This is a genomic window from uncultured Sulfitobacter sp. (genome assembly GCF_947500075.1).
Classification (GTDB): domain Bacteria; phylum Pseudomonadota; class Alphaproteobacteria; order Rhodobacterales; family Rhodobacteraceae; genus Sulfitobacter.
Window position 1 is genome coordinate 577,116 of record NZ_CANMQS010000003.1, and the last position, 25,873, is coordinate 602,988.

Sequence of the window (25,873 nt, forward strand, 5' to 3'; positions counted from 1 at the left end):
CCGTCAGCTTGCCGATTTGACAGAGATTGACGACACTGTTTCGCCCCCGGTCACTTCGAACAACAACTGGCCTTCCTGAAACCGCACTTCCTGCACGGTGGCGTCGCGGTAGGTGTTGACAGGGATCGCATCACCGTTGTCGTCGGTTGCCGTGATCAGGATCTGGTATTCACCAGCGAGCATCGGGTTGCCGAAATCATCAGTACCGTCCCAGATCAGGGGTGTCTCAACGCCACTTTGCCCCGAAAGTCCCTGCACCGTCCGCACAACACGCCCGAGCGGGTCAATCACCCGCGCGGTGACGTCCTGTGCTGCACTGCTCAATTCATATGACGTTGCCGCTGTGCCGTTCTCCAACATCAGCTTGTCTGAATTGACAGAGACCGAACGGCCAAGCAGGTCCGTACCACCCACGTTCAGCAAGCCGCTGATCTGGGCGGTCAGGGTCTCAAGCTGGGTGTTTGTGCGGACGGTCTGTTCCACCTGCGAAAGCTGGGCAAGCTGCGTGACAAACTGTGAGGCATCGACGGGTTCAAGCGGGTCCTGATTGCTGACCTGCGCCGTCAACAGATTGAGGAAATTGGTATAATCCTCCCCCAACTGCGAAAGGGAATTCGCACCCGTCACTTGATCCGTCGCGTTGTTCAGCAAGGCAGGGCTGGTCAGCATGGTCGGTCCCTTCTAGGTCAGAATGTCGATGCGGTCATCGGCGAGAATATCAGCGTGTTGAACGGGTGCTGCGGGCTCAGCCCCTTCCAGCGATGTATCGGAGAATGCGGTCTGCCCGCCGTTTGACTGGCCGCCCTGCTGTTCAGCGCCGCGTTCATGGAATTCGAAAACAGTGCCGTCAGAGACACCAATCGTCTGCGCCAAAAGATGCCGGTCGTCGCGAAGATGTTGCAGGATCATCGGGTTTTCCACCCGCACAATTACCTTTGAGGCGAGGTCCTTGTCACCGGCGATGATCTCAACATCGATGTTGCCAAGGCCGCGCGGGTGCAGATGCACTGAGGTCCGGCCATCCACCACTTCCGCTGCCTTGACCTGCATCATCAATGCTTCGGAAAAGGGTTTTGACACCGGCGCTTTGCTGACGGCGGCTTGTACCGGGGACACCGATGTCAGGTCTTTATTGGCGGTTGATACTGGTTGAAGAGCCTCTGCCGGCAAGCGGGACAGGGTGTCCTGCAGATCATTCACAACACTGGCTTCCGGCGCATGTGTCAGAACCGGTGCGTCTGGTTTGGTCAGGAAGGTCGGCTGGGCATCCTGGGTGGCTTGCCAGACGGATTTGGGTGCGGTGGGCGTCTCTGCCTCGGTCGCGACGGTTGCGTTCAGTGCGCCGGGCAGAGTGTTTTGCTGACCTTCACTTGGTTGCGCCGGGCGAAGGGTGGGAACTGGCTGGTCGACCGTGGTGGCTTGTCCGGCAGTCTGGATGACGCCAGTGGATGGTTTGGTGGTGGTGGCCTGCGGGCGCTGCCCATCGGGGAGAGGGGCCGCAACAGGGGCGGCGGCCCCCAGTGTCACAGCCGCCTGTGGCGTTGTGGTCTGGGCCTGGGGGGTCAGGTTGGCTGCCCGCAGTTTCTCGGCCACTGCGGATGAGGTGTTGGCGCTCTGCTGCGCTGGCTGTCCGGGGGTTGCGAGATCTTGTCCGGTTGCGGCGGCAACGGCATTCGCAGCGGTGGTTGGCGACGATTGTGTTGGCGTGGCCAGTGAGTCTTTTGCGGCTGTCACGCCTTGAGCAGATTGCTGTTCCAAGGTGTGAGCGGCCGTCGTGGCTTGCGCGGGCGCGGCGGTTGTCGGTGCGTTTGCTGATGGCGCTTGCGATGCTGCGGAAGGCAGAACGGTTTGTGTATCCGGCGATGTGCGCAGGGCTGCCGATTGGGATGTGGCAGGCTGGTCAACAACAGGTGCCGGGGACGATCCGGAATATCCTGATACGATCTGTGGCGCAGGTGTCGTATCGGTCGCAGCGTTGGCGGCGGGCTGGAGGATCGCAGCGGCTGAGCCTTCGGCGCTCACCTGTCCGTCGGGGGCATTTTCCCCAATCGCTACAAGCGTGGTCAGGGTGTTGGATGTGGCAGGTGTGGCCTGGAGGTCAATGGATTGCGCTGCTCCCTCTCCGCCTGTCACCACGCCGGGTGTTACAGGCTCTTCGGTCAGAAGCTGGAGCGTAGCGGGGTCGGCTGCACCCTCTGCACCGGTCGTGTCAGCTGGGGACGTCCCTTCTGAGGATGCGGCCTGCACTGCATCGAGCAATTGATTGAACCGTTTCGTCGTGCCGCTGCCTTCACCTTGCAGTACGGTCTTGTTCACGGCGGCGGCCTTGGGGCTGATGCTGTCCAGCAGAGGATGTGTTTGAAGGTTCTGCATCTATTCGACCCAGCTGGCCTGGGCACCGCCCGCAACCAACCCATAGCGCAACCGCATCATGGCGCGTCGTTCAAGCTGCCGCAGTTTTTCGACAGTGAAGCCGAGCCTGCCTGCAAGGGCCGCGATGTCTTCGGGCGGGGACTTCATCGACCGGCACAACACCACTTCACGGTCAATCGGATCGAGACCCGCAATGGACGACGCGACGCGACTGCGCATGGCGTCGTGACTGGATTTTTCGATCAGTTGTTCTTCGGGGTTCAGTTGCGCCATCCCGGCGCGCTGAAGGTCTTCTTCTTCGAGGGTCTGGGTCTTGGGCCATGGCATGCCCGCCCGGGCGCCCGCGGGAACTTCGACGACGGCACGCAGGCTCGACAGAGCTTTCATCGCGCCATTCTTGACCCACCAGCGTGCATAGGTCGAAAACCGCACCTCGTGCTTCAGATCGAACATGTCAGCAGCACGCACCAAGGCCAGCAATCCTTCGGAAACCAGTTCTTCCTGTTCTGTCCTGTCCTTGCCCAACCGATGTGCAAACTGAAATGCCATCCGGGCATGTGACAAAACGAGAGTCTCAAGCGCAGCTGAATCCCTGCGCTTTTGCCATCTTTCGATGAGCATACGTTCATCATCGAGATCCAGCAGCTTCGCTTGACGCGCTGCTGAAAAAGTAACTGTCATTTTGCCTGCCAACGTTTTTTATCGTTGTTTTGCGGCTAAAGAATCATGTTTCGAAGGATTGGCAAAGTTTATTCTGATTAACGCATGGTTAAAGTTCACAAGCGTTGAGGACAGGTGACGGTTCCGGCGTATATGCCCTCCGCGAGGGCCGCGTGCGGCCTGGGCTGATTGAATATGTTTGGATAAATTGGTGCACCGAAGGGGAACATCCTAAAATCTACCAAGCTCCCATCGTTCTTTCAGAACGACTGCCGCCCAGTGCTTTTCGGTGAAGACGGTTGTCGCTCTTTAAAGAGCGACTGTGGTGCCAGGAGAGGACCGGCATGCGCGGCTTAATTCTTTGATTTCAAATTCTTAAGCCGCATGAGGTTTTGCTCGATACCCCCATTGATACCCACAAAGGCAGTAGCGTTTGGAGGTTCGGGTGCGGAACAAGGACTCATCAAATCAGCACTTATCGCCTTACCTGAACATACCAGAACCAGTCTCTCAGCTCAATCTCTGCGTGCTCACAGCCACCCGCAATCGGTGGCTTGATCCACATGACCAAGCAGCTAATATGCAACCTTCTCGGGAGATTTGTCTAAACCCGAGCATCGCGATGCTCTTCATTCAAGGAGAGATCGTGATGAGGTTACTTTCAAAACGCCAGGTCAAGGAGATGGTCTTGTACTCACCGCAACACATAGCTCGACTGGAGAAGGCAGGCTTATTCCCTAAGCGGGTACAGTTGGGCCCGAACCGAGTGGGTTGGGTGGAGCGTGAAGTGCTAGATTGGCTCGAAGTACGACTTGCGCGACGTGAACAACCAAACTGACACTCCTGAAAAGGAGCGTGGGTGATCAGGTGTGCACTATCTGGTCACCCAACTTCGTCAGAGACGGCCCATTGCTGCCTTTCATCAACCAGACAAGATGCTGCGACAGCAGCCTGCGTTGTGGACATTGGCTTCTCTGATCAATGCTTCTATCATATCTTTGAAATCAGCGAGGTATTGACATGAAACCCGAACCCAACCTTGTCATATCCGGTGCCTCGCAGCGCATCGTTGAGGATGGGGTTCCATTCAAAGTAGATATCTACAAGCTGGAAGGGGGGGGCGGTTGGTCGCTAGAAGTACTGACCGAAGACGGAACATCCATTGTTTGGGACGATCTCTTTGAAGACGACAGAGCGGCATTCGAAGAGGCGCTTAACACCATTCGTAGAGAGGGCGCAGTAGCTTTTGCAAACGGCGGATCAAACGTCGTCCCGTTCAAACAGTAGGAGGGGAGGACGGCCCAGTCCGGATGAGGTGGATGGCTCCTGCTCCACCGGTATCGAACGTGCCAAAGTGCAGTTGTCATCGACTGCTAGGAAAGGAGCCACCCAATGACAGTAGAGACCATAGGCCTGGATTTGGCCAAGGATGTTTTTCAACTGATTTTCGGTTACAGGACGCAAGATCATTAACAAGAAGATCAGGTGCGCGAGGTTGCTTGCCTTCTTCGAGACGCTGCCGCGATGCGTTGTGGGCATGGAGGCTTGCGGATCATCCCATCACTGTGGACGCAAATTGCGCGAACTTGCCCATGACGTCCGGCTGATGCCAGCAGCCTATGTCAAACCCTATGTGAAGCGCGGCAAGACCGATGCTGCCGATGCCGAAGCGATCTGCGAAGCTGTGCGACGCCCGACGATGCGGTTTGTTGCGCCCAAGTCCGAGGAACAGCAAGCCGTCTTGTTCCTGCATCGTGCGCGCGATTTGATCGTCAGGCAGCGAACGCAGCTTAGCAACATGCTTCGCAGCCTGCTCGCCGAGTTTGGTGTCATCATTCCGCAAGGCACTGGGACTGCGGTCAAATACGCCAAAGGTGTTCTCGAAGGAGAGAAGCCCGCGCTACCGCAGATCGCAGTAGATGTTCTGAGACAACTCAGCCACCAACTTGTAGCAATGCATCTCCGGTTCCGTTGGTATGAGATGCGCATGCGGCTTCATTCGAAACTGGACAAACGCGTTATGCTGTTGCGCACGATCCCAGGCGTTGGGCCTGTCACCGCTTCAGCCATTGTTGCCACAGTCGGCGACGCTAAGCAGTTCAAGAATGGCCGATAATTTGCGGCATGGTTAGGTTTGACACCCTTGAACTTATCCCGCGGAGGAAAAGTAAGATGAGGGCGGATTACAAAAACGGGCGACTGTTACATCCGGCGTCTTTTGGTGACCGGCATGACGGCGCGATTGCGACAAATGAAAGTGAACCCTGACCGCGTCGATCCATGGGCCATCGGTCTTCTTGAGCGCAAGCCTGCTCGACTGGCGACCGTCGCAATGGCGAACAAGACCGCACGAATAGTCTGGGCGGTGCTGACCAAGAACGAATACTATCGGCCTCACACAATCTAACAAAAGGAACACCCGAGACAGCAAGACCTTTGAATTGATGGCGCACAGTCAGCCCGCCAACCAAGACACCCCGTCGAATGTCTGGGACACTCTGTTGTCCGATAAGCCGTTTGGGACTTGGTCGCGGAAACCATCAGGGCCAGCGGTTACGAGTGCCGCGCAAACAGGCCGGACACACGTCTGCTTCTGACCAGTGCGAAATTACTTCAAAAATGACTTGCTATGCAGGAGCTATCCAAACAAAATGTCTGCCGAAACAGCAAAATCGTCGAGCCGTTGGTTGACTGCAACGCGGAGAGGCTGTGTGAAAACTGCCGCTGTTTCCTGAGAGATGGTATGATTTCCGCATTCGATGCGGAGGCATTCCATGGGGCAGTTTATCGAAGGCGTGGATCGACATCAGGCGATGCTGCTGCCTGAATGTCTGGAAGATTACGTGGGCGAAGACAGCCCCGTGTGCGCGATTGATGCGTTCATCGACATGCTCGATTTGGCTGGACAAGGGTTCCGATCCTCGCCCGCCGCGACTGGGCGACCCGGTTATCATCCCGGGTTGATGCTCCGCATTTACGTTTACGGATATTTGAACCAGATCCAGTCATCACGGCGACTGGAGCGCGAATGCGGTCGCAACCTGGAACTCATTTGGCTGACGGGACGTTTGAAGCCGGAATTCAAGACGATTGCTGACTTCCGCAAGGACAACGGCCCGGCGATCCGGAAGGTCTGCCAACAGTTTGTCGCGCTATGCCGCGACATCAATCTACTGGACGCAAATCTGGTCGCCATTGATGGCAGCCGGTTCAAGGCGGTGAACGCCAAGGCCAAGAACTACACGCGCGGCAAGCTGCGCCAGAAGCTGGGTGAGATCGACAAGGCCATTGAGCGTTATCTGAATGAGTTGGATCGCGCAGATGACGTGTTTGAACAGACCGGAACGGTGTTGCCCGAGGCGCGAATGGAACGCACGCTGAGAAAGCTGGAACATCTGCGCAAAGAAGCGGCGCGCTACAGATCGATCGAGAAACGCATGGATGAAACCGGCGAGACGCAGGTGTCGCTGAGCGATCCCGACGCGCGATCCATGGCCACGACGCCGCGCATGCCGCGCGTCGTTGGTTACAATGTGCAGACAGCGGTTGAAGCCGAGAACCACCTGATCGTCGCCCATGAAGTCACGATGCATGGCTATGACCGGGACGCCTTGTCGATGATGGCGGTGGCCGCGCGAGGCGATGGCTGCGGATCGGATCGAGGCCATCGCGGACAAGGGATACTACAAGAGCGAGGAAATCCTTGCATGCGAAGAAGCCGGTATAGACGTCGTTGTCCCCAAGCCTCAAGCTTCGAATGCCGCTGCGCGGGGGCAGTTCGACAAAGCTGACTTTGCCTATGATGCAGAGGCTGACATCTACATCTGCCCGGCTGGCGAGACACTGATCTACCGGTTCACGGGCCCCCAGGATGGTAAAGCCATCAGGGTCTATTGATCGAGCAACTGTGCCGACTGCGTCATCAAAGACAGATGCACGACCAGCAAGCATCGCCGCATCCGCAGATGGGAACATGAAGACGTTCTGGAACGCGCACAGCAGCGGTTGGACAAGGACCCCACCCAACTTGCCGTGCGCAGCATGACGGTCGAGCATCCCTACGGCACGATCAAGTCCTGGATGGGTGCCACGCACTTCAAGATGAGGCGGTTGAAAAACGTCGCCACCGAGATGGCTTTACATGTCCTCGCCTACAATATGACCCGCGTGATAAAGATCATGGGTATCCCCGCCTTGATCGCCGCGATGAGGGCCTTAATAGCAACGGCTTGACCAGAAAACAGCGTCTCAGCGCGGCCAGATCGCCTTAGAATGCCCCAAGAAAGCCATTCAGCCCAAAACCGAGCGGTCATAAAAGATCAATCGGCGAAACACGCGTAAAAAACCTAACCCAGGAGAAGTGGTGTAATCCCAGACAGTTTCCACACAGCCTCCGGACTTTGCAGACCTAGGATTCTTCGCCCTCGCTGACGCAGCATTTGTTCGCAGTCGCGGCGCATGTGTTGTTGCAACGCAGCGCCCGTAGCCGTTCCGGTCATTCATGGGCTTCGCTTTGTCCGGAACCGAAACCGCGCTTTCGCTACATCGCGTTCTGACAATCAAAACGCGGACTTTCTGTAAATTCGCCCAGTGACCGCTTCTGCGCTGCTTTAGGGCTCAAAAAGGGCGCTGCATGTCAGGCGTTGACCTTTGAATTATCGCTCTATGATGTCCGAAGGGATTTACCTGGGCAACCACGCTGGAAGCACAGTCGTCTATTGGTTATGAGTCCTTATTAAGACGCCGTATAAACTTGAGAAAAATTCCAGAAGCAACTCAGAAAGCAAAAGCAAAACTCTCGATTGCTTTTTGTTCGCGGATTGATAGCCTTTGGCTGTATACTTGCATCTTAAAGCTGAAGCTATTTGGAGTGAACGCGGTATGAAAATATCTACCTTGATACTTCTGGCGTTTCTGTCGCCAGCATCCATCACTATGACTTGTAACATCAGTGATCACCAAAGGGTTATTTTGCAGGCAAATTCTACGTGCGTTAGTGGATATTGTTGCGGACAGTGGGGGTGCTGGACACGATGCAGCTGCTGGAAGTGAAATGATTAGATTATTAGCTTACATCACCGGTGCTGCGATGATGGTCGTTGGCATCCTTGTCTCAACTCAACAGTTCCTAAACACACCTTTCCTAGACAATATCATAGTCCCAGTTGCAAGCGCTAGAAGTCAAGTCGGTCTATTTGGCTTGTTGTTCTTCGGGACTGGGCTGGCCCTGATGCTAACCCAGGTATTCGCTGAGCGGTACGGAGCAAAGATCGCGGGCATAGCCTTTGTTGGAACTCTCGCTGCGCTCTATCTGTTCATGCTTATTGCGCGTTCCACAGTGTTTGATTTTGAAGTGGACGTATCAGAGTTCTACCCACGGGATCTAGAGCTATCCGTCAAGTGTGATCAACAGAGTTTTCACGTTGGTTTAGATCAAGCCAGAAAACCAATCGTGACCATTGCTGGCGTGCCTGATCGTGTTTCGTCAATTACGTCTGCAATAAGAGCATACCAAGAAACCCATCTCGTTCCAAACGATCAGCCCGCGATTCTGCTCAGTGAAGCAGACCGTTTGAACAGGTTTAGGCATGTCGGAAATCCAGATAGAGACATCATTCTCGAACCTGTAATCGATGAAGGAAATCTCGTGGTCTTCATGATCCCACATGTTGTCTTTGCAGCCAGAGACAGGATCACCTTTCATATGGCGGATGATAACAAATCCACTACCAGCGGCAGTAATCAACCTTCTCAGAAGCCATCATCCACGAAAGTTCTAACCCTAACTGTGGACGGGAAAAGCGATGCCACCCAAGAAAAAGGCCGCCCACTTATCCAAGCCGAACTCAATTTGCAAGCGGTCGCAGATGTTTGTTCAAGCACGTAGTTTTCTCCTCGTTGTCTTCGTCATGCTCGCAATTTCGAGCGAAGCTGAAGCTCAAAGCATCTCAACAGCAATTCAGCAAGTTGATAAATCACGTGATGCAACGTGCCGCGCTAGCCAACAGAGTATAACAGATTTGGTATTTGCGTTAGAACGTGCCGCTGACGCCAACGCTCCACTCACAGAAATAGCAGACGGAATCGAAGTGCTTTCCCGGGAGCAGTTTTGGAAAAGCACCGATCAACGCCGCAGTTTGGAAGCACTCGCAAAACTCGGAGGCGTAAAAGCTGAGCTGCAACCCGCCCTTGCTGAAGCGGTAGCTGCTGCTCACGGTGAAGTTAGACATATCTTGTTCTCCCAAAGAGAAAATGCACCTGACGTCGTTTCAGCGCTGGAAAAGCTGATATCAATAAACGAGTCTCTGAATACGCCTAACAGATTTTATGTCGCTCAGATCAAGTTAACCATAGCCAGCTTTTTATCAGAGTTAGCGTACTCCGATCTGGATGCGTTTGGTGCCAGCGTACCTCTACAGCCAACGCAAGTCCGTGCAATAGACATCACAGCGGACGGCCTGTTTGGCGTGCGGTCGAAATTGAACTTGTCAATCGACTACCTAGCCGAACTCTCTAATTTCTTTGAAAAGGAATTTGCTAGCGGCGTCTACAGCCGAAACATTGCTTTGGATTTTCGTTATCAAATTGTATTGATGAAGTACATTGTGGGTGACGTTCAGTGGGAACTCGACCTCGAAACACTCGCCAGCTACAGCTCGGTCGACGAACAGTTCACTTCGTTAAAGGCAGTCGATCATATCTACGTACACAACTTTCTCGTGACACCGCTGATATCTGAAACCGCAAATCAACCAAGGGCCGAAGCACCTGCCTGTAAGCCGGAGCGTCAATCCGCCACATTTGAGCCTAACGAACGCAAGAATTCGCAAGTTCGAAGGTTTTTCAACCCAATTCAACTGTCCTTGTTTACTTGCCGTGTTCTCAGTGCTCCTGAAGGTCACAAGAGTCTCTTTGACCTTTCAGCTCAACTTCTACGTTTCAAAAACTCAGACTATCGCGTTGTACTTGGGCACTTTAGAGGTGAGGATATTCGGTTTTCTTTTCTTTCGAAGGGCGAACTACTTGAAACTGCCAAGAGTGCAGTTGAGTCAATTAATGCAACATCTATCTTGGTAAATGGAGATCAAACCGGTACTTGCACGCTAGATATCGACGGTTCAGCGATAGTACCTGATCCATCATATCTAGGTGTCCAAGAAACATCAAAAAACAGTGGATACATCTTTGTTGGAAATTGGCTGAATTTCACTGAAGCGCGTCGTTTGAGAGACTTAATCAGGGAGTTTGGTGAGTTAGAGGAAGCCTATCTGATTAGGCCTCAAATATAGTAAACTAGAAAAGGTCAGTCGTTTTGGAGGTATACCAGAACAGCCCAGCAATGTTTGATCTATGTGTACGAAGCATCGATGTCCTTAGGATAGAATAAGGGCTAGTCAGCGAAAGCTCAAGTTTGCTGTTCTGGCAGTTTTAACGTGCGGCTTAAATTCTTAGTTTAGATACCGCGATGGGCTGCTTCACATTTTCCGGCGTCTTGGTGGTGACCTGCTCCCCGTCAGACTGACAAGACGCCGTTTGGTCGTTGGTCCATCTTCTCCTCGCTCGCAGATTCCTATATTTCTCGTCACATCCCAGTGCGTCTACGTGCCGACAAGCGCGTTGGGGCGATATCGCTCGCCCTTCGTCAGAACCGCTCAGGCGATCCGCGCCATCTTGTTGGCCATTGCCACGGCAGCCACATTCACATGTGCCCGCTCTTTCAGCCCGTCCGCCCATCGCGTGATCGGTGACGACCTGTCGCGCACGAGATGCAGAACCGTCTGCGCCCCACGGATGAACAGCTTGCGCAGGTAACGATTGCCGTGCTTCGAGATGCCGACTAGCTTTGCTTTTCCACCTGTGGTGATCTGCTGTGGCACCAGGCCAAGCCATGCGGCAAGATCGCGCCCCTTGGCAAAGCTGCTGCCGGTCCCAACGGCGGCCACAAGCGCGCTGGCAATGGTCGGACCCACACCGGGGATTTCCATCAATCGCTGCATGTCAGCGTCTGCTTTGGCCAGAGCCTTGATCTCGGCGTCGATCACTTCGACCCGACCGTTGATCGTGGCCAGTTCTGCTGCCATGTCCGACAACATCAATAGGATACGGTGCGACAAATCGGCGGTGCCTTCTGCAGCCAATCTCGCCAATTCTTTCTGGAAGACGTGGCGACCCGTCCTGACCCGAATTACGCGCTCCATGAGGAAACCCCGCGCCTGATTGATGAGGCGCGTCCTCTCGGTCACCAGCCGCTAACGGGCGCGGTGCAGGGCTTGAAGATCGAGCTGCTCTTCCGATTTGATCGCGACAAACGACATTGTCGGGCGTGTCGCCCCTCGGCGATCGCTTCCGCATCACGGTCGTCGTTCTTGTGGACCTTGACGTAGGGCCGAACATAAAGCGGTGACATCAGCCGCGGTTCGTGTCCAAGCTCAAGGCAAAAAACGACCGATATGATGCGCAACTCCACAAGCCTCAATCGCCACAACGCAGGTCGGCAGGCTGCCAAGGAAGTTCAGCAACCGATACCGCTGAAGCCGCTTGCGAAATACAACTCCGCCATTCGCATCCAATCCCGCAAGGCTGCAAACAGTCTTGCTCAGGTCAATACCCAAAACTTCGATATCCTTCAGAATGCTCCTCTCTCCACCTATGCCCGCAACAATAGCTGCGGTTTGGCGGGAAGGCCGTTCATCCCATTAGTCCAATATCCTCAAGAAACTGAGGCATATGGCGCTGCCGAGGTGCTGCCAAAAACGTCCTAGAACAAGATGTTTCGCGGCTCGGCCAGATTGCTGAGCGTCGCGTTTTCGGATTCGCTTTCGGTCAGGATTTGTTGCGCGCGCGAGGTTTCGAGGTTGTAGCCATAGGCTTTCGCCCGATCAAGCGAAGCGGTGGCCAGCCGTGCTGCCCCGCGCCGGTCGCCGCGCCGTAGCAGCGTCATGGCATAAAGTGTCATCGCACGGTTGAGCCTCAGCCCCATCGAATGGCGCCTTGCGATTGCGATCGCGCGCATCAGAAGCCGCCCGGCGGTGGTTGTCTCGCCCTCTTCCAACAACAAGGCCGCCCGATGCATAAGGCCTTCGCATTGCAGGCTCCAGATCGACATGCGTTCCGCATAGCTGTCGACATCGCGCAGAACCGACAGCGACCGGTCTTGAATGATGCGTTCCCCATGGTCTGCGCGCGAATGCGTGATACGGGTTTCAATGAGATTGCAATGGTGGCGGATATCTTCATGGCCGCCGGTTTCCGCAAGAACGGCGGCACGGTTGATTGCTTCGCGTGCGCCGTCGGAGTCGCGCAGCATCAAGAAGCGCGCCCGGTGGCTAAGGATGATCGCCGAAGCGCGGGGCGCAGGGAGCTCTTGCAGGGCGTGCGTGACTGTTTCGAACCGCTTTTGCAGATCCTCGTGCCGACCGGTAATATGGTCAAGCACGCACAAATAGCCTTGGGCTGTCTGATGTAGAACGCATTTACGTTCCTGGGTCCCTTTGACGATGTCGTCTAGCCGGGTGCGTGCCGACTGCAGGCGGCCCCTTTCGAGTTGGACAACGGCGTGGTTGAGGCTGATGTGTTTGTAGTTTGGCCCACCTGGCGCGCGGCCTTCAATATGTTCGTTGAATTCGGCTGCCTGACGCAGGAACCCCAGAGCGTCGGACAATGCGCCCTGGGCAAGCGACACCACCCCCAGCTCGTTATAGATCCAAACAATCTCATCGCGGTAAAGCGAGTTCACCTGCTTGAATTCAGCATCCGGTTGATAGCGCCTCCCTAACTGATCGCTGTCCATGAGCTCCCACGCTAATCGGATGATCCAGCGTAACCGGACCTTATACGTCTCCAGATAGCCGCGTTTTTGAAGGCCGACAGATGCAAACTCATTTTCACTGAGACGCGATACGATGGCTACGGAGAGGTTTGTGCGGGCCAGACACAAGGCAGCGCGCAGCGCCTGAACACGCACCTCTTTTTCCTCGGTTGTGAACAGCCAAGGTGTCGTACTCTGGTCGCGGTTGGATATGTCGGGGTACTGGCTGAGGCCTAGCAGAAGATTCCGCAGGAAGCTGTAGGGTTCCGATGACAGGCTGGGCCCCGCGGATGGCATCGCGGCGTGGAGTGTGGGCGAGAACGAATTAGCCCGCAGGGGGTTTTCTGCGCCGATGTTTAATTTGTTGACGGCAAAGCGCTGTACAAGGCGATGGAGCGCGTAGCGATGTTCGCGGTCGGCGGGCCAGGGAGCTTTGCTATTCTCGATTCCGTTGGCCTTGGTCTCTTTTTCTTTAGCGGCATCTTCCGAACCACGACTGCTTAGATCACGGGCCTCCGCTCGCAGCGCTTCGATCCGGGCTTCTTTTTTCGCTTCTTCCTCTTTCTGAAGCGTCTTGAGCCTTGGGTGCGGATCAAGGCGGAACACCAGACCGCGATAGGCCAGCGTTGTCAGCGCCCGAACAAGGAACCGTCGGCGCGAATAGGGCAGTTCGATATTGATGCGGGCGAAGTAGTCGCGTATTTCGGGCAACCGTACCAGAACGGCAGAGCCAAGCGGCGTACCGACTGCACCCAGATGGCGTAGGATCAGCTGATGCAGGTCGCAATCGTTGTCCGGGTCGCCTACTTTGTGGTAGGTCCGATATCCCGATAGCACAGTTTCCAGCAGGAATTCGTCATGCCGGACACGGCCAAAATTCCTTCCTTGTTCGACGGTAGAGAGAATGAACTGCCCAGCGTCGGTCCCCGCTTGGGCGGGGTCACGCGCGTGCACCACCTTGTGTTCGGCCAAGGCGATCAGGATGGTCATTGCAAAGCGGCTGTCACCGAGCCGTCTGCGCACGTTTTTCCATTGTTCGCGATGCGGTTCTGACCGGACCCGCGCGCTGAGGGCGTGGCGCAGTTTCTTGATCTTGCCGCTGCTGTTGAGTTCAAGATTGCAGATATCAGATATTTCGACGATGTGCTTGTCTAGGTCGGCTGCAGCGTTGCGCAACCGTTCTGAGGGTTTTGTAAAACTTGGCGTATTGGGTTCGTTCTCTTCTTTAAGGCATACTGCATGACGCACCGTGTTTCTTGCGCAGTGCAGATCATCGCGTGTCGGGACTTCTGAACTGGCCCAAAGTGACTTCAGCCGATCATCAGAGACCACCACCGCCTCTTTCACAACCGTGTTGAACATCTGCCTTGCTTTCTTGATGGTGTTTTCGACACCCTCCGGTTGGGGCTTCACCACAGGGGGTTCCGCCAAAAACAGTGCGGTCGCCAAGGTCGGGAAATTATCGACCAAAAACGCTGTTGGGCTGACCGGACGTGCAAAGTGGATGAAGTGGGATGGTCTGCTTCTATCAGACGGTTTGGGCGGGTCGTCATCGATTGTGATGCCGCTTTGATCCCGGCGGCGGTCAATCAACTCTCTTGCGTCGGCTGGAAGATCAGGGCGGTTGAGTTGGACATGCAGCGGCTGGCCGGTCGCGCGCGCCTCATCCCGAGGGCATGTCCAAGGGTGACCCAAGCCCCGTTCGGACCCGACAAAAACGATATCAACCGGGCAATCGGCGTGGTCCGGCCCGGTCAGGATAGCTATGAAATGTTCGAGTTCCATATTTTTGGCATGCCGCCGACTATCGAACAGCAATTCAGTTGCATTGAGTGTAATCAGCAGCCGTGGATGCGGATGCTGCCACAGCCAGCGTGATCGGCTGGCCGGGCGGGTGGCATCGCGGAACCGGTTGAGTGCAAGTTTCAGACGGGTCATGCGCGACACCGAGTTGTCGGTTTCCTTGACTTCTTTCAATGCGTCGCGAAAGTCTTGGTCCTCTTCAGTCGATGAGGGGCCCCGTTGTTGGTGAATGGTTTCCTTTTGGATCGCTTCAATCAGCATATCGAGGACGGATGCGACTTCGGCCGAAAAACTAAGATTTATATGGATTGCCCCGGCAAACTTGACCCGGTCCCTGTTCCGCCAGACCGCGCGTTGATATAGTGCTAACCCCCGCGCAGAGGAGAAGGCAGAAAGGAATGTGCCCTTGCCGATGCCGCGATGGGCCGCTACCGTTATCAAAAGCCGCCGTGACGTGTCCAACTCAACCGTTTCGAACCGTGTATCTGCAGCGACGATAAACGTATCAAAGGCGCGGATGCGTGTCCTGATTTCCCGGTCGATCCGCTTAGGCTCCTTGGCTTGGCGGATCGGCTTGGCATCAAACGTAGCCGGCACAGTGTTAAGCCGATCAAGATCGGTAATGACACTGTCCACGCGGTGGCGAATATAGCGACGGGTCGGGTGGGTATCGCCGATCAGGTCCATCTGAAAACGGGCCAGCCTGTGTGGCGGGCTTTGCTGGAAACGACTCCACCACTGACGCTGTTCACGCACGATGGCTTCGATACCGGCGTTCATGGCCCCGGTGCGGATGGCGCCATTTAGCCCATCAAGGAAGAGGATGCGCGATCGCAGGTCGCGGTTCTGCCAAGGTTTTAGTCCTTTATCCCTGAAACCCTTTCGTGTCTCGGGCAATTTGAGCGTCATTTTCAAAAGCTCGGTCAGCGTGCGGATCTCGACCTCAAGAAAGTCCTTGCTTGAAACGGGGGTATCCGTGTCTGAATGCGGGTTGCCATCGGGCCGCGGTCTGGTTGGCGTAAACTCGCAATGCTGAATCCCGGCGTTCTTGCCTAAACTATCTATACAACTTTCAAGAGCGGCTTTGCGCCGGGCCAACAGCTTTTCTATTTCTTCTTTGCTGGTGGGTTCGGTAGACGCCACCGGATAGTGAAGCCCGAGTAGGACCCATAAGGCTGGCGTCGCAGCAGGGTAGCCGTCGACGGCTAAATCGTCTTCGATGGTCCCAAGTTTAGTTTCGATATGGTCGATGATTTCGCGGCGGTCCCACAACTTCTTTTCACGCAGTCCGTCGTCGAGTTTGTCTTCGTCTGATAGGTAGGCTTCCGTAATTTCCTTCAGAACTGAGGTCAGTTTCAAAACCCGGTGCAGCCAGTCAATGCCGCGCGGAAGCCCCTGCGTTTCAGCCGCGTCAGGATCGCGCAGCGTAACCTGCCCGCTGCCATAAAAGATCGTGTGGACACCGTAGCGCAGATACAGCCCCGAGGCGAATTTGGTGCGGGCTGCGATGCCGCCGTCGGCAGGCAAGAGCGCGATGGACGTGTAACCTATCGTCCGATCCCGATTCGAGATGAACTGCCGCAGGGGCCGCAGCAGGTCGGTTTCTTTCATGCCTAACCCAAGGAAAATCAGCGGTGCACCGGAAAAAATGAGCGAGATACCTTCATCTGCCGTGGCGCGGTTTGGGCCCGACGACAGGTAAAGCTCCATGTAGTCGCGTTCCGTAATCACCAGCTTGCCATTCTTGCTGGCACGACCGTGAAGGTGATAAACGGCCGCGTCCTGGTTATCGTCACCGATAGCAAAGGTGACCATGTCGGCGGCGGTATCCTGTTCAAACGTCTGATCGCGCAAGATGCCACCGATATCGTCGGTGCGGAAATCATCCCGTCGGCCGTCGATGTCCCGACCATTGGCCGCGGCGTCCGAGGTCTTGAAGTGCCGATAGCCCGCATCCATGAAGAAGCGTTCGATCTCAAAATCATAGTTGGTCGTCACGTATCGGCGGATACCTAGTTGACCCACGGTTCGTTGCATCGGGTCGAACCGGGGATCAATGATCGACGTCCTATTTGAGAAATCTGACGGATGAGGGGGGTCAAGATGTCCGTTTTCCGCCAGCCACTGACTTGGGTTGTCCAGACGGCTAAGCAACACCGTGACGACGAAACGCATTGCGGGGGATAGGTAAGTCCGGCCCGGCGTCTCTTCCACATAGCCGGTAAGATGGTCGTACATGAAGCGGTCGATGCTGACCCAGGGATCGGTTTCTTCTGGTTGCTCGCCTTCTCTCAGGCTTGGACGGAGTTTGACCAAAAGCTGCCTGAACGCGTCAATCTTGAATGGCGACAGCACGCGGTAGCGTTTTTTGTTTTCGCGTATGCCGTCAATATCGCGTTTGAGGTTGCTGCGGTTAAAGACATCAAGCGGATTTTTCTCATCTTCCTCTACCGCTCGCCAAGCATTCCACCTATCCGTCAGATCCGTATCTTTGGACGCCTCTTTGTCATCAGGGTCGCGGCCGCCAAAGATACCTTTGCGCAGAAGCAGTAGTGCATGCGGGCATTCGTCAACTAACAGTACTTTGGCCAGCGTGTCGAAGTTGAAGCGGGCCTCGGGGCGGGCCATACGATCTGCGAAATTAGTAATAGCAGTTGTGTATTTTTCGTCTTGGTCTTCGTCTTTCAGATAACCTCTAAGTGCTTCCAACGCTTCTTCAGGGGCGGCGTTTTCGCTGGTCTGCCGGGCACCAAACCATGCCTTTTCTTCGATCTTGCCAATTTCGTCCTTCTGCTTTCGCGGGGGCAGGAACAAAGCGACATGGCGCTGAAGCTCTTGATGCAATTGTTGCGCAACCTCAAATTTGACGGGCATTTCTTCACCTCCAGGAAAGCTGCCATCGATTTCCTGGGTTTGGACGAAAGTCTGGTTCAATCCGGTGATCTGACGGCGGGCATATTGCAACGCAGCGCGGCGGCTGCGCAGCCAGCGCCAGACGTTATGGCGATGGGGTTGGCCCCATTTTTCTTTTTTGCCAGCTTGGGTTCCGACGTCAAAGGGCTCGGGTTCTTTCCCGTTTTCGTCCGGGTGCAGATCATTACGCAGATCGGTATATTGCGGAGTCTCGCCATGCAGATCGAGGTCTTCTATCGGGCGGACAATTTCCTGAAGTCGCCCGATCCGCTTCAGCGCCACGTCAACCAGATCAATAAACGCACGCGCGTTTGCGCGCGCGATTTTCTGTTGCTCTTGTTCCCATTCAGTCCACCCCAACCGGCCATAGCCGATCGATAGCCCTGTCCCCGCAAAAGCAGATAGGTTGCGTGCCTGAATAGCACGAAACAGCAGTTGTTTTCCGCGCCCCTCGATCAACGAGATATCAAGGGTGTCGTCGATCTGGTGAATTGTATACGGCCAATTCCGAAGCTGTTCACGCACCTTAGAGAAATGCTGATCCGCATTGGCGCTGTCAGAGGTTTTCTTGGTCAAAAAAAAGACCCCACTTATTCCGAAATCAAAATACAACTACTAATTGCTCTTAGGATACCGGTTTTTTTCGTCCTGTGGAAAGAAATTTCTTGTCAGCGCGCAAGAAATCAAAAAACCTAGGGACGATTGTCTGTGGGGAAATGATTAAATGGCATCTAATGGTAATGCGGAAAATGAATGCGACGTCCTTCTGATTGGGGACATGATCCAGGATAGGCTGTATCTGCCCCGTCGCAATACCGGCGCGCAGGAGAAAGAGCTAGATTGGGAAAACCAGAACCAGTGGTTTCGTTTCGACGAGAAGGGCGGTGTCGCGATGGCAGATAGCATGATGCAGGGCATCGAGCTAAATGTCCGCTCGGTAGCTGCGCAAGGCGACATGCTGCAGTCCTTGGCCAGGCTGACAAGCATCAAAGCGGACGGTGCGACGGCGTTGCCAAAGAAAAAGGTGGTTACCCTGGTCGGTCATGATCCCGCCGAACTGAAGCTGCGGATCGAGGAGAACCTCGGCTATCGAAAAACCAATGGTCGGCTGGATATCTCCGGTTTTGACGTCCCGCCTGAGATCCCTCCTCACAAGATGCTGGTTATCAGTGATGCGGGCAACAATCTTCGTATAAGTGGGGATGCGACAGATTTTATGAAGAGGGCCCTGAAGGGGACTTCGGTCCCGAAGATTCTCAAAATGCATTTGCCGCTTTGTAAAGGCGCTGCCTGGGAGGCCTTTTGCGGTAAGGATACGAAAGGTGACAAGATCGTCGTTGTGCAGGCAGATGATCTGCGCAGGCACGGGGTCCCGATTGCGCGGTGCCCATCATGGGACATGGTCGTGCAGGATCTGCGCGACGCGGCCGTTGGCACAGGCCTGAACGATTTGCTGCGACCGGGGCTGTCCGTCATTGTTCTATTCGGGATCGAAGGCGCTGTGGCGTTTACCCCGCAAGCGAATAATACCGATCAGGCGCTGCACCTGATTTGCGATCCCGCCGCACAGGAAGGACAGACCGAACAGAGCCTCCCGGGCTCGATGGTCGGGTATATGAACGCCTTTTTGTCGGCTTTTACGGCGGAATACATGCATAAATCGGACAATTTGGCCGAAGCCACCCAGCGGGCAATGATGACGATGCGGGCCTTTGGCCAGTCCGCCTATAACTGTAAGACGGACGACAAAGATGTGTTTCATTTGTGCAGTCCAACTTTGCGCCGCGTGCAGGACGCGGGCAGGTGTGATACGTTGACCAAGCTTGAGGCGGCCCCAGACGGGCAATTGGGGGCGGAGGTACCGAGTTATCTCGCAATTGCGCTTGATCAAGCCAGCGGGCCTGACCTGTTGGTCGAATGCCTGCAGGCCAAAGCCGCGTCAAAGGACAAGTCTTTGGAGCAGATTTGTAAGGACATAGCGCAGGCTATTGTGAAATGTGGGATCGATGGTCAGTTGAAGGATCTTCCGCACGGGCGGTTCGGCAAGCTGTGCACGCTGAATGCGAAAGAGATCGAAGCGCTGCGCGGCATCCGGACGTTGATCAACGATTATAATGAGGATTTTGCCCGGTCCAAACCAATGTCGATTGCCATTTTTGGACAGCCCGGCGCAGGCAAGTCCTTTGGCGTAAAACAGTTAGTCGACAAGGACGTCAATCCGGTGCTTGAGATTAATCTCAGCCAAGCGCGCGAGTCTGACTTGCCAGTGTTCTTTCAACACATTCGGGATGCCAATCTTAAGGGCAAAACACCGTTATGCTTCTTTGATGAATTCGATTCATCCAATTGCGGGCTGGTGAAGTATTTCCTGTCACCCATGCAGGATGGTGAGTATCGGGACGGTGATGAGATCCGCCCCGTTGGACGCGGAATTTTTGCCTTTGCAGGCGGGACAGCAGAGTCGTTTCAGGACTTTGCGGATTTCAAGGGCAAGCAATACGCCGGGCAGGATAAGGTTGATCCCGTCCAGGCGAAAATCCCTGACTTCGTGTCGAGGCTGAGCGGGTACCTGAATGTGTCAGGAATATCGGACCCAGAAAATGGGGTAACCGGAGTAGGGAGAAATGCCAAGGTGGTGCGGCTGTTGCACAGGGCGATCTTGACCCGTGTCAAGATGGAGGAGTTACTACCAGACATCGCGCCCGAAGGTAAACCGGCCGCTGTGTCAAAAGAGTTGGTTAATTGGTTACTTTGGGGTTGGTCTCCGAAGCATGGGGCCCGGTCAGTCGAGACAATGATCCGCGGTATCGCAGCCAGTGCCCAGACGCACAGTCTGAGCCTGTCGGATATTCCGATCGATATACTTACCGAAATTCACGGCAAGTCTGTCTGATCAGGTCCAAGGCATAAAGGCCCGTGTTAAGGGATGTAACAAATGCAGCGGAACGGACACACGCGGACGTATGCTTCTTTCCGAGATGCGGACCCAGGTACCTCAAACGCTACTGTCAGAAGTGAACATGCAGTGACCCGTCGGAAAACGCCCAGCACGCTGGTTCACAGATGGCTACCGATCAGGCAGGAATGGTTGTCGAGCAACACATCGTATCTAGCGGCGAAGTCTAACGCGCATTCAATGCTGAACTAATGTAACTGAGATAGCGGAATCCGTCGCAACGACCCTTCAGAATCCAGAAAGCTATGCGACATTGTGCCTACCTTGGCCTCTGAGATGCTGACCACGCATCATGGCTTCAGGGTCTCGCGCGAGACAGTTTCCAAACGGATGGTCGAAGATGGCATCTGAACCAATGAGCAAGGCCAAGCAGTCTTTCAAGCCAGCAAGTTCCTTCTCGATCCTGCCCGTCCAGCATGCCTCCAAGGCGGTCAAATCCTTCGCAGAGGCCTCTGAGGCCGTCACCAACCGCTCGACGCAGGCGGGCAACTCGGGTTCCAAGGCGCTTAGGTGCGCCCGATTTGCAATGCCGCGAACGGTTTTTCCTAAGCCCACAAAAGCAGTCCTTCGAGCGCGATGCAACATCGGTTAGTCTGGCCTCTCTGGCGTCGTTAGAACGATCTCAGCATGTTCAGGCAATGCACCGAAAGTCCCTAACTTGGACGGTCCTTTGCTGATATTGGGCACGATATCGCAATGCTGCAGTCGCAGCCCCCTTTCCGAACACTCGCTGCGCACGCAAGATTTAGTTACGGTCGAACTCACAGTCTGCGGCACAATGCGCCATTTCGCTGCGGCCAACTGAATGGCTGCTTCGGGAAATTGAGGGTCGCAAAAACGTTCGTTGCTGCCAGCGGCAAAAACCTTGGGGCAAAACTACCTTTCGGAGCATAGTGTGTAACAAAAAGGGAGAGTTATGCCGCATAAGTGAGTGATCGGAGCGGCACGAGAGAGTGACAGGTTCAACGTGAGGTTCTGAAACTTTCTTGGTTGAAATGGATTTCGTTCTATCCTGATCGAGTATTCGGAGGATTCTTTATGCTGTACGTTTTTTATAGAAGGGCCGCCATTCTAATTTCTCTGCTTGTTACCCTTGCTGCTTGTGACCCACTAATTAGCCCATTCCAAGAACAAGCTTATAAGAATGCTACAACGCTGAAAGCTCAAAGTTTGGCGCTGATTACCAAGTCTGGAGAACCTTACAGCACGCATCGAGCAGCGTTGGAGAAGCTCTTAGTTGATGTTGATGCCGCTTATGAGTACGCGGATGGGTTGCCAAAGAATGATGTAGTTTCGAAACAATGGGATATTCTGCGTAACCCGGATGGGAACCTACTGGGAGGATTTGCTAACCGTTGGCGTCGCTCTGGACAGCTTGGCCCGTTCTTTAGAGAAGAGGTTGCCGCCCAGGTAGGAGAAGCATTCGACACTATCATTTGTGTTGAAGTTAATAAGCGAGAGGTTTCCGTTTGTGAGAACTAATTTTAAGGAATAGAGAGATGTCATTATCAGGAAGTTGGGAAGATTTCATTGAAGCGGTTCAAGATGGCTTGAAGACGCTCGCAAAGAACACAGTGCAAGAAGCGCTAGACCAAGCCGAAGCAGATGCTAAGGCGTTCTTGAAGGACAGCGAAGACGCGCTTCGTCGTTGGGGTGACGCGCTTGCTCAAGGAAAAATCACCAAGGACGATTTTGAATACTTGGTCGGCGGGCAGAAAGAATTGGCCAAGATGCATGCTTTGAAAGCGATTGGTGTATCTCAAGCGCGACTTGAGAGATTTCGAACAGGATTGATCAGCTTATTTGTGAGTTCGGCGTTCGACGCAATCGGGATTTGATCCTTTAGATTGTCAGAGGAAGTACCTAGGAGAACAACAATGCATAGAAACCTTCTACGCTATATTAGTTTGCAAATTTTAAGCCTGGCGTATCCCAGCGTGATTGCTGCCCAGGATAGCACCAATTTTGTTGTGTTTCCAACGTCAGACATTCAATTGAATACAGGGCAGTTTGCGAACTTCGGACAAGACATGGATTGGACGGAGGCAGTTCGGGCATATACCGACACTTCAGATCGTGCGGTTTCGGTTTGGTGTAACGATATATCTGCGTCTGATGCAGCCCTTGCTGTTTCTGCAAAGAGCATGAGTGATATCGGGCTTGCCTCGTGCCCAACCGCTGATCATGGTAACACAATGACCATCAAAATTCCGAAGGAACGGATACCTCATTCTTATGGTGATTTGTCAGGCTTAGAAAGTGACTATCTGTATCTGTTTTTACGCTCATCAAATGCGGAAACACATCAGGAACTGTCTGGTATTGGTCAAAGGTTGCTTTGGGAACCTTACAAGGATGAAGCGGGTGACATTTTTTCGGTCACGGGGGGTGGCCCTAAGGATACGTTCTTTCCAAACTTCTGTCAGATGTGCGGCTGCTGTACTGAAGGGACAGAATGAAGATGGTTGATAACCCTGATCCGATTGATGATCCTACAAGGCCGGAAGGAATATCTCTTCTTTGGCCCTTTATCGTGGGTTCAGTATTCTTACTCCTCATCCTTGGCATTGTGGCCTTCGGAGAGGACCCAACACCTACCCAGTTTGTCATCTATAGAATAGTTATTGCTCTTGGAGGCGCTGGCTTTGCAGTTGCACTCACAGGACACCTCCAAGTTCAGTTTCCGATATTTCGTACCGGGTATATCAAGGCGGCTGCTGCGTTCGCTGTATTTGTCATCCTTTACTTCTTCACTCCGGCGAGTCTAACCGTTGATGATGGTGAGATCGAAGCGAAGCGCTTGATAGATCAATATAAATTTGCGAATCAAGAGACTGTTTCTGCAAGGAATCTTCTTGGGGCTAGTTGGGCACTTACGACAGATGGGTTCGAAGAGCTCGCGGAATCCGCATCCGAGCCGACACAGAAAAAGTTGGAGGCAGCACGTGCGTATATTAATGCGAGTATCGAGGAAGACGGAGCGGCTGATGCTTTTACCAAGATTGTGGCATCGCATGTGGAGATTCTGAACTGTGTTGCAGACGGTATTTGCAACCGGAACGTCACATGTTCCGGGATGTTTCCTGAGATCGAAGGGTTTCGCAACCTATTCTGCGAGCAAATTATTGAGGCGGGCGATCGTTTGAACAATGGGCTGTGGGAACGCTACAAAAGCTTCTCCCACAATACCTGCCGCCGTGATTTTCTGTCCTACTACGTCCTTACGAAAAACGTTGGTACTCTAGAAAATCTAGAGAAGGTTTGCCTTCCGGTGCAATGCTGGGCAACCAACACAGCACCTCCTTACCCGTGCCAAGTGCGGCAACAGCTTTTGGGCGGGCAGATCAATCCGACCTGAATGCCAATTGTCACATATAGCTATCCAGCGAGAAACTCAACGTTGCTATTGTGAACCCAGCCAAAAGAGCATGGGCCAGGGTATTTTCCCCCTGAAGCTCCATTAAGGCAATCGACACCATTCTGGTGGACCACGATCCCATACCATTCTTTTACTTCGCTGCACAGTGACACAGCCAACCCTACTTCCAGTTCACCAAGAGATCGTGAAAACCTGCTTGGACGATTAAGGAGCACGGATTGCTCTTTGGTGATAATGGCAACCGCACCACATGCATCATCCAGTCCGCTAACGTCAACATACACAGGCCGAGCTAAGACGAACTGGAACACTGCTGCAGTGGTCAAAATGAGAGCTGATGTGACCAAGAGGATTGTTTTCAAAGCATATTCTTCATCACTGCGTATACTCGACCGGAGTCTGAGAGGTGCCCGCTTGCATCAATTGGGTAGTTCACTCTTGCAACGGTATGGCTGATGTTGCCGCCAATAGTGGAAACGTGATCATCTCTGATGCTGATTACAATATCACAATGACTTTTAAAGGCATCATGTGTGGATGCGAAATCATATGTGATGTTAGCGGAAGTTCTCCGTCTACACACCATGTCACCTATCTGAGGTTTGTGGTCGGAAATTTTGTATCCCCAAAACGGACCACTTTCGTTATCTAGTTTGCTGCGAATTGCTTGGTGGGTATATTTCGAATGTGCGGCAGCATATCTAAACCCGTCATAGCCCCCCGCAGCTCTTACGCAAAATGAAATGAATGCTGCTGACCACGGAGTGTCTCTGTCGGTGCCATCGAGATGGCCGAGATTGATGCTATCCCAGAATTCACCGACATAGTTATGGTAAGGACTAATGTGCTCTTTTCCTGCTTCTTTATCGAAACGTAGCCACTGCTTAACACATTCTCTAACTAGTCGCTCCTTGGGTTCGGAGACCTGGTTGCGGAGAACGTTTTCAGAGACAAAAACTTCGTCTGTGTGGCCTTCAGCCTTACACGGCATCCAGCGATCACCTTGCTTCGGACCAACAATTTCTACGGAATCACATTGATTTAGATAACCTGCAATGTTGTCGCCGAAGCTTGGCGCACTTCGTACATTTGCTCCGTAAACTTTTGAATCAATTGCTCTAAATGTCATAATTCTCTCCTAAAGATAAATATTTGTGAATTATAGCACTTTTTTCGATTTATGTTACGATTGAATTATCGGCCAAATAAAAGAAGCTACTAATCCTGTGACTTAAACGGTTGTCTTTTCACTGATAGCCTGCTCGCCAAATCCATCGAAGATACATGTGACACAAATTCTTGACAGAACCGACATTGATTCTTTCATGTGTTTACTGTGCCTTGATATGCGGCCATTTGTGCGAACCGCAGCATCCGGAACTTTGGGGCTCACTCCGGCCATGGGATGCGGCGTAGCATCTGGTCAGTCTTAGCTTTGGCTGGCTGCACGAGCGGCCCGTTGCAGTCGTTCGACATTGATCACTTTTGTTGCAGTGCGGCCCGTCAGACCGGAATTTCGCCGAAAGCGCAAAAACTATGGATTGCCACTGAAGCGTTACAATCTAAATGCTCCTAACCGTCCATCAAACCGGGAATCTCCAAATTGACGGTGCTAAAGCACTTCAAGGCTAGTGAGCAGTTGCCTCGCATATTCATCTGCCGCGTCCCTTACACTGCTCGCTGTGACCAAAGTCAGCCACAAACCTCCAGACACGAGATAAGCAATCAACAGGTAGATCGCGGGCGGCTTTGGAAGTTCCCCCGAGAGAAGAACGTCACGCGAATTGTATGCCACAAAACAAAAGCACCCGACTAGCAATGCAAAGCCTGCAGATTTCAGACCGTACAGGTTCCGCCGAAACCCATAGGCTGTGTTTTCCTTGAGCAGTAACGCAAACTTGGAACTGATCAGCCCCACTTGAGTGGTCCAATTTGATTGTTAGTGCATGATCGGCCTTTGGTCCATCTGGACAATGGTTTC

General features: G+C 53.7%; 15 protein-coding genes and 3 pseudogenes. 12 read left to right on the forward strand and 6 right to left on the reverse strand.

The features are described from left to right. Positions 1-3 precede the first annotated feature (3 nt). Genes Q1A91_RS12700 through Q1A91_RS12710 form a run of 3 tightly spaced genes read right to left on the reverse strand, consistent with a single transcriptional unit; the run spans position 4 to position 3,054 of the window. Entirely contained in the window at positions 4-669 is a 666-nt protein-coding gene (locus tag Q1A91_RS12700) for a flagellar hook capping FlgD N-terminal domain-containing protein (RefSeq protein WP_299877663.1), read from the reverse strand. Between the two features lie 12 nt (positions 670-681). After that, positions 682-2,373 carry a hypothetical protein gene (locus Q1A91_RS12705; RefSeq protein WP_299877666.1) on the reverse strand — a complete coding sequence of 564 codons (1,692 nt, stop codon included), beginning with the start codon at positions 2,371-2,373 and terminating at the stop codon, positions 682-684. Further along, on the reverse strand, positions 2,374-3,054 hold the full coding sequence (locus tag Q1A91_RS12710) for a sigma-70 family RNA polymerase sigma factor (RefSeq protein WP_367278675.1): 681 nt from the start codon (positions 3,052-3,054) through the stop codon (positions 2,374-2,376). Positions 3,055-3,682: 628 nt separating this feature from the next. Here Q1A91_RS12710 and Q1A91_RS12715 point away from each other — a divergent pair. From Q1A91_RS12715 to Q1A91_RS12740, 6 genes and pseudogenes are all read left to right on the forward strand, one after another. Further along, the gene (locus Q1A91_RS12715; RefSeq protein WP_299877771.1) at positions 3,683-3,871 is read left to right on the forward strand and encodes an AlpA family transcriptional regulator; all 189 of its coding nucleotides are present in this window, start codon (positions 3,683-3,685) and stop codon (positions 3,869-3,871) included. Between the two features lie 182 nt (positions 3,872-4,053). Next, positions 4,054-4,320, forward strand: a complete 267-nt coding sequence (locus tag Q1A91_RS12720) for a hypothetical protein (protein WP_299877669.1) — start codon at positions 4,054-4,056, stop codon at positions 4,318-4,320. A 105-nt stretch (positions 4,321-4,425) separates the two neighbouring features. Then, positions 4,426-5,440 (forward strand): annotated as a pseudogene (locus Q1A91_RS12725) (IS110 family transposase). A gap of 367 nt (positions 5,441-5,807) precedes the next feature. Then, positions 5,808-7,266 (forward strand): annotated as a pseudogene (locus tag Q1A91_RS12730) (IS1182 family transposase). 718 nt (positions 7,267-7,984) lie between these two features. Continuing rightward, positions 7,985-8,920 carry a hypothetical protein gene (locus Q1A91_RS12735; protein WP_299877672.1) on the forward strand — a complete coding sequence of 312 codons (936 nt, stop codon included), beginning with the start codon at positions 7,985-7,987 and terminating at the stop codon, positions 8,918-8,920. Further along, entirely contained in the window at positions 8,901-10,322 is a 1,422-nt protein-coding gene (locus tag Q1A91_RS12740) for a hypothetical protein (protein WP_299877675.1), read from the forward strand. Before Q1A91_RS12735 ends, Q1A91_RS12740 begins: the two co-directional genes overlap by 20 nt. Before the next feature lie 363 nt (positions 10,323-10,685). On the opposite strand, the pseudogene Q1A91_RS12745 reads toward Q1A91_RS12740, so the two are convergent. After that, positions 10,686-11,603: pseudogene (locus Q1A91_RS12745) on the reverse strand (IS110 family transposase). Between Q1A91_RS12745 and Q1A91_RS12750 the strand changes: the two are divergent. Continuing rightward, positions 11,484-11,795 carry a hypothetical protein gene (locus tag Q1A91_RS12750; RefSeq protein ID WP_299877773.1) on the forward strand — a complete coding sequence of 104 codons (312 nt, stop codon included), beginning with the start codon at positions 11,484-11,486 and terminating at the stop codon, positions 11,793-11,795. The pseudogene Q1A91_RS12745 and the gene Q1A91_RS12750 overlap by 120 nt on opposite strands. Here Q1A91_RS12750 and Q1A91_RS12755 read toward each other — a convergent pair. After that, positions 11,792-18,133, reverse strand: coding sequence for an SIR2 family protein (locus tag Q1A91_RS12755; protein WP_299877678.1), 6,342 nt, complete (start codon positions 18,131-18,133; stop codon positions 11,792-11,794). The two genes, Q1A91_RS12750 and Q1A91_RS12755, sit on opposite strands and share 4 nt — an antisense overlap. Before the next feature lie 148 nt (positions 18,134-18,281). Here Q1A91_RS12755 and Q1A91_RS12760 point away from each other — a divergent pair, with 148 nt between their 5' ends. The 5 genes from Q1A91_RS12760 to Q1A91_RS12780 all read left to right on the forward strand — a co-directional run bounded on the left by Q1A91_RS12760 (position 18,282) and on the right by Q1A91_RS12780 (position 23,871). Further along, positions 18,282-20,450, forward strand: coding sequence for a hypothetical protein (locus Q1A91_RS12760; RefSeq protein WP_299877681.1), 2,169 nt, complete (start codon positions 18,282-18,284; stop codon positions 20,448-20,450). A gap of 1,101 nt (positions 20,451-21,551) precedes the next feature. Further along, positions 21,552-21,995, forward strand: a complete 444-nt coding sequence (locus tag Q1A91_RS12765; RefSeq protein WP_299877683.1) for a hypothetical protein — start codon at positions 21,552-21,554, stop codon at positions 21,993-21,995. Positions 21,996-22,012: 17 nt separating this feature from the next. Continuing rightward, complete coding sequence (locus Q1A91_RS12770; protein ID WP_299877686.1) at positions 22,013-22,351, forward strand: hypothetical protein; 339 nt, start codon at positions 22,013-22,015, stop codon at positions 22,349-22,351. 39 nt (positions 22,352-22,390) lie between these two features. Further along, the gene (locus tag Q1A91_RS12775; RefSeq protein WP_299877689.1) at positions 22,391-22,972 is read left to right on the forward strand and encodes a hypothetical protein; all 582 of its coding nucleotides are present in this window, start codon (positions 22,391-22,393) and stop codon (positions 22,970-22,972) included. After that, positions 22,969-23,871, forward strand: a complete 903-nt coding sequence (locus Q1A91_RS12780) for a hypothetical protein (RefSeq protein WP_299877692.1) — start codon at positions 22,969-22,971, stop codon at positions 23,869-23,871. Before Q1A91_RS12775 ends, Q1A91_RS12780 begins: the two co-directional genes overlap by 4 nt. A 379-nt stretch (positions 23,872-24,250) precedes the next feature. On the opposite strand, the gene Q1A91_RS12785 is transcribed toward Q1A91_RS12780, so the two are convergent. Then, entirely contained in the window at positions 24,251-25,021 is a 771-nt protein-coding gene (locus Q1A91_RS12785; protein WP_299877697.1) for a DUF2272 domain-containing protein, read from the reverse strand. Between the last annotated feature and the right edge of the window lie 852 nt (positions 25,022-25,873).

What these genes read in the sequence shown, in the direction of transcription:
- Q1A91_RS12775 (WP_299877689.1), top strand. Translation starts at nt 22,391, where the DNA reads ATGCATAGAAACCTTCTACGCTATATTAGTTTGCAAATTTTAAGCCTG.
- Q1A91_RS12710 (WP_367278675.1), bottom strand. Translation starts at nt 3,054, where the DNA reads ATGACAGTTACTTTTTCAGCAGCGCGTCAAGCGAAGCTGCTGGATCTC.
- Q1A91_RS12700 (WP_299877663.1), bottom strand. Translation starts at nt 669, where the DNA reads ATGCTGACCAGCCCTGCCTTGCTGAACAACGCGACGGATCAAGTGACG.
- Q1A91_RS12780 (WP_299877692.1), top strand. Translation starts at nt 22,969, where the DNA reads ATGAAGATGGTTGATAACCCTGATCCGATTGATGATCCTACAAGGCCG.
- Q1A91_RS12770 (WP_299877686.1), top strand. Translation starts at nt 22,013, where the DNA reads ATGTCATTATCAGGAAGTTGGGAAGATTTCATTGAAGCGGTTCAAGAT.
- Q1A91_RS12740 (WP_299877675.1), top strand. Translation starts at nt 8,901, where the DNA reads ATGTTTGTTCAAGCACGTAGTTTTCTCCTCGTTGTCTTCGTCATGCTC.
- Q1A91_RS12785 (WP_299877697.1), bottom strand. Translation starts at nt 25,021, where the DNA reads ATGACATTTAGAGCAATTGATTCAAAAGTTTACGGAGCAAATGTACGA.
- Q1A91_RS12750 (WP_299877773.1), top strand. Translation starts at nt 11,484, where the DNA reads ATGATGCGCAACTCCACAAGCCTCAATCGCCACAACGCAGGTCGGCAG.
- Q1A91_RS12765 (WP_299877683.1), top strand. Translation starts at nt 21,552, where the DNA reads ATGCTGTACGTTTTTTATAGAAGGGCCGCCATTCTAATTTCTCTGCTT.
- Q1A91_RS12705 (WP_299877666.1), bottom strand. Translation starts at nt 2,373, where the DNA reads ATGCAGAACCTTCAAACACATCCTCTGCTGGACAGCATCAGCCCCAAG.
- Q1A91_RS12760 (WP_299877681.1), top strand. Translation starts at nt 18,282, where the DNA reads ATGGCATCTAATGGTAATGCGGAAAATGAATGCGACGTCCTTCTGATT.
- Q1A91_RS12720 (WP_299877669.1), top strand. Translation starts at nt 4,054, where the DNA reads ATGAAACCCGAACCCAACCTTGTCATATCCGGTGCCTCGCAGCGCATC.
- Q1A91_RS12715 (WP_299877771.1), top strand. Translation starts at nt 3,683, where the DNA reads ATGAGGTTACTTTCAAAACGCCAGGTCAAGGAGATGGTCTTGTACTCA.